The sequence below is a fragment of the Methanolobus profundi genome, assembly GCF_900114835.1.
GTDB lineage: Archaea > Halobacteriota > Methanosarcinia > Methanosarcinales > Methanosarcinaceae > Methanolobus > Methanolobus profundi.
On sequence record NZ_FOUJ01000005.1, the window covers coordinates 169,373 to 186,409 of the forward strand.

The 17,037-nt window shown below is 43.2% G+C and carries 14 protein-coding genes; 8 read left to right on the top strand and 6 right to left on the bottom strand.

Features of this window, described 5'->3' with window-relative positions:
• Positions 1-470 precede the first annotated feature (470 nt).
• The gene (locus BM008_RS11960) at positions 471-3,467 is read right to left on the bottom strand and encodes a response regulator (RefSeq protein WP_091937308.1); all 2,997 of its coding nucleotides are present in this window, start codon (positions 3,465-3,467) and stop codon (positions 471-473) included.
• A 274-nt stretch (positions 3,468-3,741) separates the two neighbouring features.
• On the opposite strand from BM008_RS11960, the gene BM008_RS11965 reads away from it, so the two are divergent.
• Positions 3,742-4,446, top strand: coding sequence for an RNA ligase partner protein (locus tag BM008_RS11965; protein WP_091937310.1), 705 nt, complete (start codon positions 3,742-3,744; stop codon positions 4,444-4,446).
• A gap of 79 nt (positions 4,447-4,525) precedes the next feature.
• Positions 4,526-5,740: a methionine adenosyltransferase gene (locus BM008_RS11970; protein WP_091937312.1), complete on the top strand. Its 1,215-nt coding sequence runs from the start codon at positions 4,526-4,528 to the stop codon at positions 5,738-5,740.
• A 1-nt stretch (position 5,741) separates the two neighbouring features.
• Here BM008_RS11970 and BM008_RS11975 read toward each other — a convergent pair whose 3' ends face one another.
• The 3 genes from BM008_RS11975 to BM008_RS11985 all read right to left on the bottom strand — a co-directional run bounded on the left by BM008_RS11975 (position 5,742) and on the right by BM008_RS11985 (position 8,423).
• Complete coding sequence (locus BM008_RS11975) at positions 5,742-6,605, bottom strand: geranylgeranylglycerol-phosphate geranylgeranyltransferase (protein WP_091937314.1); 864 nt, start codon at positions 6,603-6,605, stop codon at positions 5,742-5,744.
• A gap of 7 nt (positions 6,606-6,612) precedes the next feature.
• Positions 6,613-7,530 carry a quinolinate synthase NadA gene (gene nadA / locus BM008_RS11980; RefSeq protein WP_091937316.1) on the bottom strand — a complete coding sequence of 306 codons (918 nt, stop codon included), beginning with the start codon at positions 7,528-7,530 and terminating at the stop codon, positions 6,613-6,615.
• A 77-nt stretch (positions 7,531-7,607) separates the two neighbouring features.
• Positions 7,608-8,423 (bottom strand): aspartate dehydrogenase, encoded by an 816-nt coding sequence (locus BM008_RS11985; protein WP_091937318.1) that lies wholly within the window; start codon positions 8,421-8,423, stop codon positions 7,608-7,610.
• 130 nt (positions 8,424-8,553) lie between these two features.
• Between BM008_RS11985 and nadC the strand changes: the two genes are divergently transcribed.
• From nadC to BM008_RS12010, 5 genes are all read left to right on the top strand, one after another.
• A complete protein-coding gene (gene nadC, locus BM008_RS11990) occupies positions 8,554-9,378 on the top strand; it encodes a carboxylating nicotinate-nucleotide diphosphorylase (protein WP_091937444.1) in 825 nt (274 codons plus the stop codon).
• Between the two features lie 137 nt (positions 9,379-9,515).
• Complete coding sequence (locus BM008_RS11995) at positions 9,516-10,778, top strand: BatD family protein (protein WP_091937320.1); 1,263 nt, start codon at positions 9,516-9,518, stop codon at positions 10,776-10,778.
• A 76-nt stretch (positions 10,779-10,854) separates the two neighbouring features.
• Entirely contained in the window at positions 10,855-11,961 is a 1,107-nt protein-coding gene (locus BM008_RS12000; RefSeq protein WP_091937322.1) for an FtsZ/tubulin family protein, read from the top strand.
• Between the two features lie 119 nt (positions 11,962-12,080).
• Positions 12,081-12,785: an ABC transporter ATP-binding protein gene (locus BM008_RS12005; protein ID WP_091937324.1), complete on the top strand. Its 705-nt coding sequence runs from the start codon at positions 12,081-12,083 to the stop codon at positions 12,783-12,785.
• A 13-nt stretch (positions 12,786-12,798) separates the two neighbouring features.
• The gene (locus BM008_RS12010; RefSeq protein WP_091937327.1) at positions 12,799-13,236 is read left to right on the top strand and encodes a PPC domain-containing DNA-binding protein; all 438 of its coding nucleotides are present in this window, start codon (positions 12,799-12,801) and stop codon (positions 13,234-13,236) included.
• A 7-nt stretch (positions 13,237-13,243) separates the two neighbouring features.
• Here BM008_RS12010 and BM008_RS12015 read toward each other — a convergent pair whose 3' ends face one another.
• Positions 13,244-13,627, bottom strand: coding sequence for an MreA family transcriptional regulator (locus BM008_RS12015; RefSeq protein ID WP_091937329.1), 384 nt, complete (start codon positions 13,625-13,627; stop codon positions 13,244-13,246).
• Positions 13,628-13,782: 155 nt separating this feature from the next.
• Between BM008_RS12015 and eno the strand changes: the two genes are divergently transcribed.
• Complete coding sequence (gene eno, locus BM008_RS12020; RefSeq protein ID WP_091937331.1) at positions 13,783-15,057, top strand: phosphopyruvate hydratase; 1,275 nt, start codon at positions 13,783-13,785, stop codon at positions 15,055-15,057.
• 607 nt (positions 15,058-15,664) lie between these two features.
• Here the strand turns inward: eno and larA are convergent.
• The gene (larA, locus tag BM008_RS12025) at positions 15,665-16,957 is read right to left on the bottom strand and encodes a nickel-dependent lactate racemase family protein (protein ID WP_342707580.1); all 1,293 of its coding nucleotides are present in this window, start codon (positions 16,955-16,957) and stop codon (positions 15,665-15,667) included.
• Between the last annotated feature and the right edge of the window lie 80 nt (positions 16,958-17,037).

The window sequence follows — 17,037 nt, forward strand, 5'->3', positions numbered from 1 at the left end:
ACACCGTCACACAAAATATAAATACTGATTTATAATATTTAAATCAAACTATATTATGTATGTTTATAATCTCTTACTGGTGATGGATGTGCTTTTTTTGAGTATTGTAATGGAATTCAAGGAGAAATATATTTATATTACTTGTTTTGGGAAAAGCGCAAATTTGCTGACACAAGTACTATTAAAAATTATTGGTTGTCTGCCTTATTATTGGTCATTCAGCAAATTCTCCGTTCAGATATGATCTTGGTATTTTCCTTCCTGCGTAGTGAAAATGACCGGAATTGTTTCAGTTGATGCTATTAAGTCAACTGCTAAGAAGAGCAACAGTTATTATTGCTGATCCTTCCGATGAGCATCAGCGTTGATACATGATACTATAATGATCACAGGTTGCCTATGATAATAGAGATCAAAAAAGAAAGTGACAGGAAATTAACTTCAGGTTCCTGTGGACCTGTAATTTCAAATTATTGGGTTCTATTATAGAGCTCCCTGATGTATGAGACCAGTTTCTCTTTACTGAACTCTCCCTTTTGCATTACTCCGAGCACGCGGCCATCAAGTGCCTCTTCATCTTCTTTATCAAGATATTTGGCTGTGCAGATCACTATGGATATATCTGATGTTGTAGGCTGGCTTCGGAGTGCATTGACCACATCAAATCCACTGACCTCCGGCATCATAAGATCAAGTATCACAAGATCTGGATTTTCCCTGAGTGCAATGTCAATAGCTTCCTGTCCGCCATAGGCTGTCATAATCTCAAGGTCCATTCCCGATACCATTTCAGATATGACTTCCACAGCAGCCTTTTCATCATCGGCTATAAGGACCTTCAGGGTATGCTTCTTTGTTTCTTCCTTTATCCTGTCGATAGCCGAGATAAGCTTGTCCTTTTGAACCGGTTTCAGGAAATGTTCCACAGCACCCCAGACGATACCTGTATGTCCCTCATCCATCATTGATATCATGATCACAGGTATGTCCTTTGTATCCTTGTCTGCTTTCAAGTGGCTCAACACTTCCCATCCATCCATTCCGGGCATCATCACATCAAGGGTGATCACGAATGGTTTTAGTTCTCTTGCAATATCCAATGCTTCTTTTCCGTTGTTGACGGATACGACCTTGTAACCCTCCGTACTCAGAGTGGCTTCAAGTAATTCCCTGGAATTGTCGTCATCCTCTACCACAAGTATGAGCTTATCATCGCCCTCAAGGTTTTGTTCTTTTGTATTCTCGTATGAAGTTTCTGTTATTTCATTAACAGGCTTATTTTCAACTTGTGAGGGCTGTGTTTCTACAGTATTGTTATCTTCTGAGCCCGGTATTTCGAAGACGAAGGTAGTTCCTTTGCCTTCTTCACTTTCAACCCAGATACTTCCGTTATGTAATGCTATGAACTTCTTAACAAGAGAAAGTCCAAGCCCGGTTCCTTCATACTGGCGATTGGCCGCAGAGTCAAGTTGTGTGAACGGGATGAACAATTTTTGCATATTCTCCTCTGAGATACCGATACCAGTATCCTTCACATATATCCTGTCCATTCCATCTCTTCTCTCGATAATTACCTCGATCTTTCCACCCTTGGGTGTGAACTTGATGGCGTTACTAATAAGATTATAGAGTATTTGCTTGAACCTGATCTTGTCAGCATAGATGTTGACTATGCTCTCATCTATAGTGTAGGACATGATCACGCCTTTCTTATTGGCAAGGGGTGCTACCAACTGGCTGACCTCAGTGAATACCTCTTCCACAGGGAATGTTTCTATATGGAGGTCAAGCTTTCCTGCCTCTATTTTGGAAAGGTCAAGTACATTATTGATAAGTGATAGCAGATGTTTACCGCTTGCAGATATATTGCTGAGATACCTTTCCTGCTGAGTGGTCATTTCTCCTGCATTACCTTCGATTATCAGGTCTGAGAACCCTATTATGGAATTGAGTGGAGTACGGAGCTCGTGACTCATGGTGGCAAGGAAATCACTTTTAGCGCGGTTGGCAGATTCTGCTTCTATCTTTGCCTGTATAAGGTCATTTTCTGCTTCCTTGATCTTTGTCATATCTACAAAGCTCTCGATCAGATACTTATTTTCTCCAATTGTCACAGTTACGACCGATTTCAGGATGGGTATGTTCTCTCCCTTTGCATTGATGAGGATACGCTCTGAGCGGTTCACTATATCTCCAAGATCACTAATAGGGCACTTTCCCTTTTCTGCCGGACACACGAACTCATGGCATAACTTTCCAATGATATCCTTTTTAGGAAGTCCTATTATCTCTTCTGCAACAGGGTTGACATCGGTGATCAGGTGTGTGTGTTCATCAATGACTATTACTCCACTAATGATGTTCTCTACAATGGACTCCATTCTCTTCTTGCTTATGAGCTCAGCCTCTTGGATCTGCTTCTCGTTATCTTCCAGGGTCTCAAGCATATAATTTATGTTCTCAGAGAGGTCGTATAGTTCATCGCTGCCGGTTATATCTACTCGTGAGGACAGGGTTCCGCTTTTTGTTATCTCTTTGAGGTTCTTACTTATCAGAGATATGCGGGATAGCACATATTTCTCAAGGGAAATAATAAGCACCAGTCCATAGATGAATCCAAGGAGCAGAATAGCATATAGAAGATAGGCAATGGCAGACTGTCCCTGTTGATATATGTCCCTGGTCATCTCGATCTCAAGAGTGAACATGGGGTCGCCATTTATGTCATTCAGGATGTCTGTTCCTCTGACCGTGTTGCCATTGAGATATTCGATATCAATGCTATTTCCATTCTGTGATATCAGGGTTTGATCAGTCATGTGATCAGGACCTTCTGTCCCGATCGGCTGGATATCCAGATACAATTTTGTTTTATGCTCCAGTTCCTCAATAATTCTCTGATCGATATACTTGCCTACTATCAAGGTACCTGCGATCGGTTCATATTCAGTACTTCTGGTAACGGGGTTAGAGGATACTAGCATCGGTCCTTCGGGTGTGTTTATTATACCCTGCACGTATGACGGCTCAGAAGAGCTGGAGAACAGGATATCATTGGAGCCTATCTCTTCAAGTACTTCTTCAGAGACCTCTTCCTCAACATGGGAATCAAGATCAGCTCCGATAGCACTGTAAAGCTGCCTGTTATCATCATAAAAGAGCATCATGTCTATTTGCAGATTCTCCATGGAGTAGGTATCAAGATTGTTCTCTACGTAGAACTCATCTTCTCCAAGTAGATAGTAATAGGAATCATCCCAGTGTCCCCAGTCGTTAGAGAGTATGACCAGATTCTCGGTACGTGATTCGATCGCAGCATTAACACGATCTATATTCTTTGATACTTCTTTTTCTTCAAGCTCTTTGAAACTCTCTTCTGTTATTTGTCCGACAGTTAATGTCAGTAATAATATCAAACAGAAAAATGTGGTTCCAAGAATTACCAGTGTCTTACTGCGTATTTTCATCCTACCCCTCAATGAATATTTTTTATTTCTTCAAGAATGCCGTGAAGATGTCTATATATAAGATCTTGACCATGGTTGTGGCTTGAGCAGGAAACCTCAATTATTATATACAGTTCAATTGTGCTTTAATAACATAGGATATATAATTTTATATTTAATCTTGTTGAATCTCAGAGTAGTATGTATCAACTGGACTACCAAAAATACTTTAAACCTACTCTGCTCTTTTATATATAGGGTAAATATCTCATGATGCCCGGGTGAATGTGATCAAATGCTAAGACAGCGTTTTGTTCTGGATACGACTGCACTGACCGACCTGCAAGTCAGGGAGAAACTTGGTAAAGACACTATATGTGATGGAATGAGAGAGGTACTGGACCTTATAGCAAGTTCCAGACTGAATCTTGACATAAGTTGTTATGTTCCCTTTCCTTCTGTGTATAAAGAGTTGCATGAGTTCGCCAAGAACAATACTTGTGACAGCGATGTTATTGCAAAGATCGATACATGGCTTGTTAAGAAAGCTCCTGATCGGTACAATGTGCAGATCCCTTCCAAGGTATTCCATGAGTATGTCTCTCACATGAGGGAACGTATCAACAAGGGCATGGTGATAGCCGAGGAGACAATATGGGATGCCTCTACAGAATGCCTTCTCATAAATACCAAGGCCGAGACAAAGAAGGATATAAGCTTCGATCTGGAAAAAAGAGTTATCGGAGGGCATATCGGTAAGTTCAGGAACAAGTATCGTTCTGCACTTCGTTACGGCATCCTTGACAGTGCTCCTGATATAGATGTGCTCATACTTGCAAAGGAACTGGATGCTGCTGTGGTGGCAAGTGATTTCGGGATCCAGAAGTGGGCAGAGGAGCTTGGTGTGAGATTTGTTCCTGCGCATACATTCCCAATGATATTACAGGAATACCTGAAGCATGCGGAGTCATCCGGTTCATTATTGTCATCAGATGAATAGTTATTAATCCGATACAGGTGTACTTTATATCACGTATCATAACTTCCAATAGTGGGTAATTAATTTGGGAGGGGTTCAATTGCGAAATATCACAGTAGAGAAATTCAGGTCTGTAAGTGCTCCTGAGCAACATCTTGAGATCGTTGAAAGAAAAGGGCTGGGTCATCCTGACAGCATATGTGATGCCATCATGGATAGGATCTCCGTGGACCTTTGTACCGAATATCTTGAAAAGTTCGATGCTATCCTGCATCATAATATCGATAAATGTCTGCTTGTTGCAGGTGAGACCGCAGGGATATTCGGTGGGGGTGTCATGGTCGATCCTATGCTTCTTGTGATAGGTGACCGTGCAACGTACAAGGCTGATGATATTGAGGTTGATGTTGCCAACATAGCAGTTGACACGGCAAAAAGATGGTTCGATGAGAATCTCCGTTTTGTAAAGCCGGATTTTGTGGAATATCAGGTCGAACTAAAGCCCGGTTCTGCAGAACTCACCGATATCTTCAGGAGACAGAAAGGCATCCTTGGTTCAAATGACACTTCGGCTGCAGTGGGCTATGCTCCTCTATCTTTCACAGAGCAGGCGATACTGGACATGGAAAGACATCTCAACTCAACTGATTTCAAGGACGAATACCCGGAATCCGGCGAGGATGTCAAGGTCATGGGGATAAGGCGCGGGAATAAGTTCGATGTAACAGTTGCAATGCCACTTATCGATTCCTTTGTTGACTCGGAACAGCATTATTTCAACATGAAGGAAAGTATTTTCATAAAAATGAATGCGTTCCTTACAGATTACATGGAAGAAAAAGGGGTACAGATGAATGCCTGTATCTCATTCAATAATCTTGACATCCAGGGGCGTGGCATGGAAGGTATCTATACCAGTGTTACGGGAACATCGGCTGAAGATGCTGATTGCGGACAGGTGGGAAGAGGCAATCGTGTGAATGGTATAATCCCTCTTAACCGTCCGGTGAGCAGTGAGGCAGCAGCAGGGAAGAATCCGGTGAGCCATGTAGGGAAGATATACAATGTGCTTTCGCATCATATAGCTGCCAGGATCGTGGAGAAGGTACCCGATGTCAAAGAGGCATATGTGTGGCTTCTTAGTGATATTGGTGTTTCCATTGATCATCCAAAGGTTGCAGCAGCTCAGATCGTCATGAAAAAAGGCTCAGTTGATTCCGTGGCAAAAGAGGTGGAAGAGGTCATCGACTTCGAGCTTGAGCATATACAGGACTTCTGTATGCAGCTTGCCAGGGGAATGATCCCTGTGTGCTAAGTCAGGCTCCTGCAATGAAGGAAATGAGTGCAAAGGCCATAGCCATCTTGAACATCTTTGATGATCTTGCAGGATCATCCTTTCCAAGTATCTCGTAGACAGCTACTGCAAAGAGTATGTCTGCTATGGCAACGATCATGAGGTATCGTACGCTCATGAGCGATTGCAGGTATGGAAGCGGGCTTGCGAGTACGGCAATAAGGCCTATGAGCGATGCCAGGTATGCTGCTTTCTTAGCTCCTATCATTATTGGCAGTGTATGAGCTCCATCTTCTCTGTCACCTTCAATGTCCTCTATGTCCTTGACTATCTCTCTGGCAATAGTTGCAAGTGTTGCCAGCAGGAAGAGTACGAACACTCCGTTGATACCTCCATTATCAAAGAACACTGCACCTCCGAAAAGGAATGTAGAGCCAGTGAGGTATCCAACTGCAATGTTCCCGAGCAGTGCTGTACGTTTCAGGGTACTTGCATAATATATCAGAAGCAATGAGTTCACAAGAGCAATAGCACCGCATATCAGGTTTATTGATGCTGCAAGTATCGTGCCGATGCCAAAAAGTGCAAGTGAGAAATATAATGCTGTCCTGAGACCTATCTTTCCCGAAGGAATAGGTCTTTCAGGTTTGTTTATCCTGTCAATATCAATATCGAAATAATCATTTATGGCATTCCCTGCGCCTGTCACAAAGAACACTACCATGAATACTTTCAACGCATCTAATGCCGGGAATACTATAAGGTCTGAACTGAGAAGGGATGTATTGGACGCAACGATGTTGTATGCTATGAACACTCCCACGACAGCGGCAATTCCTGCCATAAGGCAGTTGCCTGAACGCATCAGTTTCAGATATGTCTGCATGATATGCTTACCTGCTTCGTTTCACTTCAAGCATCCTGTCAAGTGCTACCCTTGCCTTGTTCCTTATTTCCTCAGGAACTGTTATCACATGCTGCATGTTCTCAAGTGAGAGCAACAGTGATCCAAGGTCGATGGCCTTCATTTCAGGACATACCGTGTATTCGGAAACGTCATAGAATCTCTTTTGAGGATTGTCCTTTCTTAATTTGTGAAGGATACCTCTCTCAGTAGCAATTATGAACTCATCTCCGGCGGTCTTCACGTACTCGACCATGCCGGTGGTGCTGAATACCTTGTCCGCAAGATCGATGACATCTCTGCGGCATTCGGGATGTGCCAGTACCTCTGCATCAGGGTGCTCTTCTTTGGCCCTGATGACATCTGTTGTAAGTATCTGGTTATGTGTAGGACAGTATCCTTCCCATGGGATGATCTTCTTTGTTGTGTATCTTGAGACATAGTCAGCAAGGTTCTTGTCAGGCACAAAAAGGATCTCATCCTCTTCGAGTGAATTTACGACCTCAACAGCATTTGCTGATGTGCAGCATATATCACATTCTGCTTTCACATCTGCTGTTGAGTTAACATAACAGACCACAGCAGCATCAGGATATTTCTTCTTCTCTGCACGTAATGCATCTGCTGTTACCATGGAAGCCATAGGACAGCCTGCATATAGCTCCGGTAAAAGGACGGTCTTCTCAGGACTGAGGATGGCTGCACTCTCTGCCATGAAATGTACTCCGCAAAATACTATTACATCGGCTTCCTGTTCCATTGCCTGTTTGCTCAGGCCCAGTGAGTCACCTGTGAAATCAGCAATGTCCTGTATCTCCCCACGCTCATAGTTGTGTGCAAGGATCACAGCATTACGTTCTTTTTTCAACTCCAGTATCCTTTCAATTATATCTTGAGTATTCTGCATGGGATCATAACCTTTGTGAAATGTTTTTCCTGAAATTCCATGTAATGGGGTTTAGCATGGGTCAGGGAGCTACTCGCTCATGTGCCTACCTGAAAAGGATCAGTTATCTTTTTCAGGGTCGCTATGGCAGAAAGGGATGCAAGGTAGCTGCTCTTTGGATTAGAAGGAGATGGCACGTTCTCGACCCTGGTTGTGAACTCTCCGAATGCACCTTCAACTGTGATCTCATGTATATTACGTGTCAGCGCCGGATTTGCCACAATCTTGACCTTTGTCTTTTCAAAACCTATGCCTGCGATGCTCAGGGTTGCAGCAACGTTGACATTTGCCGGGAATGCCTTGACCGCTTCACTTGCCGGTCCTTCGAAAAGGATGGTCTTGCCATTGATCTTGTCAAGGTCTATATTGTTCCTTATGATGTAAGGTGCACCAGCAAGTCCTCTCGGTGGTTTCTGTGTTGTGAGTGTTACGGAATATATCTCTTCGGATGAGGCAGATCTGAGTCCGTCAAGCCCTACGATCGCTCCTGAGGGGAGGTATACCTTACAATTGTTGTCCTTTGCAAGCCCACGTATCATTTTGTGGAACTTCTCATCTGCAAAGGCGCCGACACTCATTATCATTGCATCACAATGTGCGTGGAGTGCTGCTGGTATTACCTCATAGACCGCTTTCTGTGAAGCGCATTCAACAAGCAGGTCTATCTCTTTTATCATTGTGGCAGTTTCCATGAACTCTGGTCTGGAATTCTCCAGTGTTGCAAGGAGCTTGTCCACATCTTCCTGATTCCTGTCGTAAATGGCAAAAAGCTCTGCTTCGATCGTGCCATTATCAATGGCCTGGCATATGCTGGTACCTATGGTGCCGCAGCCGATTATTCCTATCTTGAGCATTATCTATCCCTGAAAAGTAAGCTGATCGATTAGATTTGTTGATTACTGCTTATATTGATCGGTTAAGTAGATTTTGCTTATAATGCTGAAAGCTTATAAATGTCTTTATCGTAAATATCCAGATATTATGATATTCACACATGAGATCGAGAGCTTCCTGGAAGAGGACCTGGGATATAATGATGTCTCCTGCAAACTGGTCCCTGAAAGGAATGTAGAGGCTACTATATTCGCTAAAGAGGATTGTACGCTTGCTGGTCTGGACATTGCAGCAGCTATTTTCGAGTATTTCGGGATAAACTATAGTACCGAACATGAAGATGGTGAAATGCTCTCTCAGGGAGGCATCATATTCTCTCTGAGTGGCAGCTCTCTCTCGATACTACGGGCCGAGCGACTGACCCTTAACTTCCTGGGTCATCTCTGTGGTATTGCAACGAACACAAGAAAGTGTGTGGATATTGCCCGGAAGCATTCGGATGTAAGGATAGCATGCACCAGGAAAACCACTCCTGGTATTCGCAGATACGAGAAGATGGCGGTAATAGCTGGTGGTGGTGATCCTCACAGGTTCAACCTCACAGATACTATTATGATCAAGGATAATCATGTGAAGCTAATGGGTGTCGAAGGTGCTATTATGTCTGCAAAGCAGAAAGCAGGTTTTACCCAGAAAATAGAGGTAGAGGTAGAATCCACTGCAGATGCCATCCACGCTGCAAGGTCAGGTGCAGATATCATCATGCTCGATAACATGGAGCCTTCAGAGGTTACAGATACAATAGACCGTTTAAGGGAAGAGAATATCCCGGAGCACGTTATTATTGAGGTATCCGGTGGTATCAACATGGAGAACCTTAATGATTATGCAAAGACCGGTGCAGATGTGATATCTATGGGTTCCCTCATACATCGTTCCAGATGGATAGATATCAGCCTTGAAATAACAGAATAATTTCTGACAGGCTATGAATGTCGAAATACAGCTGCCACAACACAAAATTTTAATAATGATCATAATCATAACATTTATATCAAAAACTGCGTATTTTACTGAAAAACAAAATCAAATTTTGATTCCTTGAGGGAAATATGGTCCGTACCACTCGTTTGTTAACATTTACTCTGTGTATGATATTTTTCTGCATCGCAATGGCTGGTAATGCCTCTGCAGCAGTTGAATTGTATAATGGTTCTATCACCACAGGTGATGGATATCAGGTAAATAATTTTGTCATCGAACTCACAGATGCTTTTCCGAGTGCTGAGTCTGCTTCTTTCTATGTGTACAATAATGGAAATGAAGTAGATGATTTCCTTGTTAATGAGGATGATTCATATGAGTTCGATTTTGAGGACGATGCAACGATAGAGGTGACTTTGCTATCTGTGAGCAGTGGTACGCTTCCAGTGGCAAGGGTCTCTATTGTGCTCAATAACTACCTTCTCAATGATGTCTTTGAGAGCGGTGTTGTCGACGGTGGCTACAAGTATGCAGTCTATTCAGGTACCCCTGAACTCAAGATAACCAAGACCATCGATAAGTCCGATATCAGTGCAGGTGACCTTGTGCGTGTTACCGTTACTGTGGAGAATGTTGGTGATGACAAAGCAACTGATGTAATATTCCAGGAACCACAGCAGGCTAAATTCCTCTTGTACGAGTCATTTGTAAGTCAGACCGGTGAGACCACTGTTGAGGTTGGCGAGTCCAAGACCATATTTGTGTATCAATTAAAGGCAACTGAAGAAGGTACTTATACACTTTCACCTACTACAGCTACATTCTCTAATAATGCAGGGGCAGATTTCCCGCAGGCATCCTCTAATTCTCCGGTGATAACAGTGGAGAAGGGCGAGGATCTTGTCAATGCGGACATAGAATTCACAACAACTCTTGATAAATATACTGTCAGCAGAAACGAGGATATTCAGGGTACGATAAAGATAAAGAACACAGGTGATACTTCAGCTACAGGTGTAACTGTAAATATACAGGTTCCTGAAGGTCTTGAGTTCACAGGTGGTTCTGGTGTCGAGACAATATCAGGTGTTCCAACAATATACCTTGAGTCATTTGGCGTCCAGCAGGAAAAGGAATTCACTTTCACATTGAAGGCTGCAGAAGTAGGTACTTATACTATTTCCACTGAGAACAGTTATCTCTATGATAATGGTATTGATGCCCAGTTGCAAAAGGTCACATCCGACCAGGTTACCAACAGCATCTATGTTACCAAAGGGAAATATGATCATCTTCTGGAACAGCCTATATACATCTATGTGGTGCCTTTGGTGATAATTGGAGCTATAGCTGGTTGGATCTATTACAGGCACAAACAATATAAGTTCTGATATGAGATGTAGAACTAAGGTTTATTAATCACAAGATTTATTATAATATAATTATATTATCATCCGGAGGAATTAATTGCTCAACATACTCATCGTTGGGAATGGTCAGTGCGGAAATCGTATACTGGATGCCATTAATAGAGAGGCTTTTGGTAAAAAGAGTCGCTTCGGCAAGTACCTGTCCCAACAAAAATACAAAAGCAATGTGGAAACTATTGCTATCAATACTGCAGTGAACGACCTTAAAGAAATGAAGTTCACAAAGGCCAAGGACAGGATACACATTCCTCACTTGCATGGCGTTGGAGCCAACCGAAATGTAGGTAAACACGTCTTTGAGGACAATAAGACCCATATTATGAGGCAGATCGAGGAGAGAGGTAACTTCGATGTATGTTTTGTAATTACATCCGCATCAGGTGGAACAGGTTCTTCTTTCACACCGATGCTTGTCAAAGAGCTCAAGGAAAAGCATGATTTTCCTGTCTATTCTGTAGTTGTCCTGCCTTTCAGGGAAGAGGGGACACTCTATCTCCAGAATGCTGCTTTCTGTCTGAGGGATATTCGTGAGAGTGGTGCTGATGGTATCATCCTTGCTGATAATCAGTACCTCAAGCAGATGGGCGGTAATGTGGAATCAGCTTACAACGGCATCAATGATATGATCGCCAAGCGTATACTGTTCCTTCTCGATGCACTTGACAGTGAAATGATGATGGTCACTGACCTTGGTGACTTCAAGACCGTTATGAGTGGTGGTGCAGGACTTGCAACCATTGGTTTCTATGAGGCCAAAGAGGATATGCCTGTCAGAACTGCGATACAGAAAGCCCTTTCACCATCCGGTCTGTTATTCTCGACCGATGTCTATGATGAGGCAAGCAGGGCAATGGTCATCATAAGGGGTGACAGGGAACGTCTGAGCATTGATGAGATATCTACTGAGGTGGAGAAATTGTCGAGTGCAGTAGGTCACGTTTTCAAAGGTATAATAGTCAGGGACGGGGAACTTCCTCAGGTACTGGCTGTACTTACACTGGAATCTGCCTCTGAGCTTGAGAACCTCTACGCCATAGCTGTCGATGCGATCAAGTACGAACGTGATAAGAAAGAGCGTGTTTCCAACGTTAAGGAAGTTGACCGCGCATTCTCTCAGATAGATGGAATGGACCCGTCCTATTGAGGTCTGTTCTTCATTCTTTATTTTTATTCTTTGAACTATTTCGTTTCTCTCTTTTTTCTTTGATAGTTCAAATACATTGAAATAGTCTAAGCTCGAATAAAGCTATCAGAGGTTTTATTTTGGCTGATGACAAAGGGTCCGATATCATACAGGCTAGGGGACTTTCTAAGATATATTCTAATGGTGTAGAGGTACGTGCTCTTGATGACGTGGACCTTGATATCAAAAGAGGTGAGTTCCTTTCTATAATCGGTCCGTCCGGTTCCGGGAAAAGCACTCTTCTTCATATGATAGGTATTCTTGATACTCCTACTTCCGGTAGCATAACCATAGATGATAAGGTTGTGACAGAGATGTCTGACAAGGAGCGGTCCAAAGTACGCAATGAGGTTCTTGGATTTATATTCCAGTACCATCATCTTATGCCTGACTTCAATGCTCTTGAAAATGTGATGATGCCTCTTCTGGTAGGGGGCATGAAGAACAAGGATGCAAAGAAGAAAGCCGCTGTTCTGCTTGAGGAGGTAGGGCTTGGTGACCGTATGGACCATCGTCCCAATCAGTTATCAGGTGGTCAGGCTCAGAGAGTTGCTATTGCCAGGGCACTTGCCAATGACCCGGGGATAGTCATAGGCGATGAACCTACCGGGAATCTTGATACAAAGGCCAGTGACATGATATATGATCTGCTTCGCAAGCTCAATCGTGACAGGGGACAGACCTTTATTCTTGTTACTCATGATGAGGAAATGGCTAAAAAGACAGACCGTATAATCCGGATAGTCGATGGTCGCATATCAATGGATTCACAGACTACCAACTAAAAAAGGTGAATTAATGGAATATTCAACAGGTAATATCGGAAGGGTATTTACAGTTCGACTTGACCAGGGTGATGATATTCTTTCAGAACTTGAAGGTCTGGCGGTTTCAGAGAATATAGGTTCTGCGATGTTCATGATGCTTGGAGCAGTCAAAGAAGCAAGTCTTGTTGTAGGTCCAAAGACCAATGACGTCCCTCCTGATCCACAATGGGCAAAGTTCAATGATGCACATGAGCTCATTGGTATTGGTAACATCTTTTGGGAGGAAGGTAAACCAAAGATCCACCTTCATTCAGCTGCCGGAAGAGGTGACTCCGTTAAAACAGGTTGTTTGCGTGGAGAAAGCGAGGTTTTCATGGTAGTAGAAGTGTTCATCATGGAAATTACCGGTATATCCGCTGACAGGATATTCGATCCTTCAAGGGGATTTGCTCCGATAACGTTCAAGTGATATTTCTTTAATGGTTCCCACTTAGCTCTTTGAGCTGTTCAAGTGCTTCGACCATTTCCATATTCTTTTTGAGTGCTTTTGATTCGAAGGTCTTGACGATCTCTTCGAAAGGGACAATGAGCTTGTAGTATTTTACAGGTCTTCCTTTGTCAGTGTTCTTCTTCTCGTTCCTTTCTTCGATCCATCCTCTTTCTCTAAGAGGACGCATAGCGATGCTGACCTCTGGTTGTCTCAGACCTGATGCCTGCTCTATGTTCTGGGAGGTAAGCTCCTCTCCGCATACCAGACAGGCAATGGATATGGCTTCGGTCCTGGGTACGTCCAGTCCCTGCAAAAGTTCGATTATCTCATATCCTTTTCCACTTAAAAGATCGGTATCTCCGCTTTTCATTTGGTTACTATAATACTTTTAAGTTTATATAATTTATGTTATTATAATTTAGTTGATCCTATTATATGGTATCGCAGAAGATATGACAAAGTGAACGGTAACAATATATACGGTAATTGCAAAGTAGGTGTTAAGTAAGCCATAGGTGGAATAGGATGCCGTACATTGATGATGACAATAATTACAAGATAAAAAAGATCCACGCACGTGAGATACTTGACTCAAGAGGAAACCCTACAGTTGAGGTAGACGTCTATACTTCTACCGGCTTTGGCAGGGCAAGTGTACCTTCCGGTGCATCTACAGGTACTCACGAAGCAATTGAGTTGCGCGATAAAGAGGACCGTTACGGAGGAAAAGGTGTTCTTGACGCAGTGGACAATGTAAATACAGCTATTGAAGCTGAACTTCTTGGTGTGGATGTCAGGAAGCAGCGTGAGATCGATGGTCTTATGCTCGCTCTGGACGGTACCGAGAACAAGATGGAACTGGGTGCTAATGCTATCCTTGGTGTTTCCATGGCTGTTGCAAGGGCTGCAGCAGATTCTTTGAACATTCCATTGTACCGCTATCTTGGTGGTATCAATGCATACACTCTTCCTGTTCCTACAATGAATGTCCTTAATGGTGGAAAGCATGCAGGGAATGACCTTTCCATACAGGAGTTCATGATCCAGCCAAAGGGTGCCAGTTCATATACAGAGGCAGTCCGCATGGGTGCAGAGACATACCATGCACTTGGTAAGATACTCGAATCCAAATATGGCGGCGCAGCGACCAATGTAGGTTATGAGGGTGGATATGCACCAGCCCTTGAAATGACCGCAGATGCACTCGATGCACTTGTAAGTGCAATTGAGGAAGCAGGCTATTCTGAAAATGAGATCAGCATTGGTCTTGATGCAGCAGCATCAGAGTTCTTTGACGGCAACAACTATTCCATTGACGGAAAAATGTTGAAACCTGCTGAACTTGTGGACTACTACCTTGAGCTTATTGAGACCTATCCTATCCTCCTTATCGAAGACCCATTCCAGGAGGAAGCTTTTGATGACTTCGTGACCCTCACCAACGAGGCATGGGACACTATCATTGTCGGTGACGATCTTTTCGTTACTAATGTGGACCGTCTTGTAAAGGGTGTGGAAATGGGCGCTGCAAACTCACTTTTGCTGAAGGTCAACCAGATCGGTTCCCTTTCAGAGGCATTCGATGCAGCTAACATGGCAAACCGCAACGGATACAGTGTTGTAGTGAGCCACCGTTCCGCTGAGACCGAGGATACTACTATCTCAGATATCTCAGTTGCTATCGGTGCAGACCTCATCAAGACAGGAGCACCAGCAAGAAGTGACCGTACTGCAAAATACAACCAGCTCCTCAGGATTGAAGAGGAACTTGGTGAAGCAGCACGTTACATGCAAATTTGAACTGATCACCAGTTCAAACTTGCTTTACTCTTTTTTGCTTTTTTAATCTAGTATCAATATTTTTGAAGTATCCAGTGTTTGCCTGATCATCTGGGTTGTTTTAGTAATTCGTGACTTGCGATAAGCAAAGATAGTTGTTCCTGATCAGTGTTTCCGATAGTTCAGGAATAAATACTGAAATACAAACACCGACACGACCATCCGCCGCAGGCGGCGAGTTCCTTCATTACCATCCTGAAGAATATTGGGATCCGCAGCTTTGTAGGAATCCCAATGCGATCCAGAAGGATCTTTCATAATTGTAGACTATTAATTTATAGGCACCATCACGTTTTTTAATTACCGGCGTCCAGAAAAAAATGAAGTTAGCAGATATTCCACTTTTTCGGATTGTGCCGGCTTCGCCGGATCCTCCGGGATGTTTTTAGTAATTCATAAGTTCGATCTGCAAAAATTGTTGACAGGCAAAGAACAATGCAGCCAGTAGTCACAGGTAGCATGTTCTTTTGCTGTCGTTTCGAAGACTATTGAATTAATGTGACGATTGAATATTGCTGTGTTCAAAGTTGCAATTAGCAGTATCTCACATAACCATTCTTTCTTTTCTTTACTCGAGCAGCGGGACGGTCAGGCTTCCCTGTGGCAATATCACAGCATAGGGTTCCTTACCTTGCTCTTTTATCTTTGCGATCGCCCTGTCAAAGGTTTCCTGAATGTCCATACATGGTTCCAGCTTTGCCATTCTTATCGTGTCGTGGTGCAGGTCAGATATTGCCCACATCTCTGCGTAGACGCCTATCTGTGCCATCTTGGCTGCCTTGTGATATCCAAGTTTGTATCCTTCATCTATCTTGCACATCACATCTTCACATGTGTTTGCAGAACAGAGCAGGTTAAGGAATGTATCATCTCCAACACCGTCCCTGCATTTTGATACAAGGATGATGATCCCGTCATCTTCAAGTGCGAGCTTTCCGTTCTCAAGAGCTTTCTGGGACTGGTAAAGGTCGATGTCCATAGGGTATGGTGCAGCGGTTAGCACGATGTTCCCTTTGCGGGTACATTTTGAGCAGAATACTTCATTAGCTCTCTCTATCGCAATATCGAAGGATTCGAAAAGGTCACCGGATACCATGGCATAGAGTCCGTGGTCTGCTGTGAGCACCGTCTGTATCGAGAACACGTTCAGGTCTTTGAGTACTTTCATTGCATCTTCCATGTCCTCTGCAACAGGGTTACCTTTGATCGCAAGGGGCTGCGCAGCATCGGATAGCGCATGTTTATGGTTCATCTCGATCGTCTTATATGATGCAACACCTGGCAGGAATGCTTTTCTTCCACCGGTATAGCCTGCGAAATAGTGAGGTTCCACACTTCCTATGACGATGATGTTCTTACATTCGTTCACCATCTTATTGAGGTACATCTCAGTCCCATTGCTGGACACTCCGAGATATTCCATGTCCTCATCCTTACGTGCATCGTGGACGAATATCCTGTCCTTGAACTCTTCATAGATCTCACCGAAAATGTATCTATATTCATCTTCTGTTGGTCCTCTGTGAGCACCTGTTGCGACCATGAACCTGACATCCTCATGTTCTCTCAGGATATCCGCCATCTCAGCAAGTACCTTTGATGTTGGTGTTGGTCTGGTGGCATCATTCACAAGTATCAATATTTTATCGCTGTTCTGTATGAACTCATCAAGTGATCCGGTACCAACCGGGTTGTTCAATGAGTCTGTGATGATCTGGGATTCGTCTCCAACCTTGACCTGATTGGGTGCAATGACCTCATGGGGTATCTGCACATCAAGGTCTACGAATTCTTTTCCATATGGGATCGGTATTTTAATAGAAATTCCTCCAAATTGGGTGAGAAGTTGATCTGAAATGATCGTTCGGTAATATCATGTTGTAATTTGTAGTCTTTAATATGGGACTTCGATTATAGTATTTTTGTTCTTGGAGATCTATT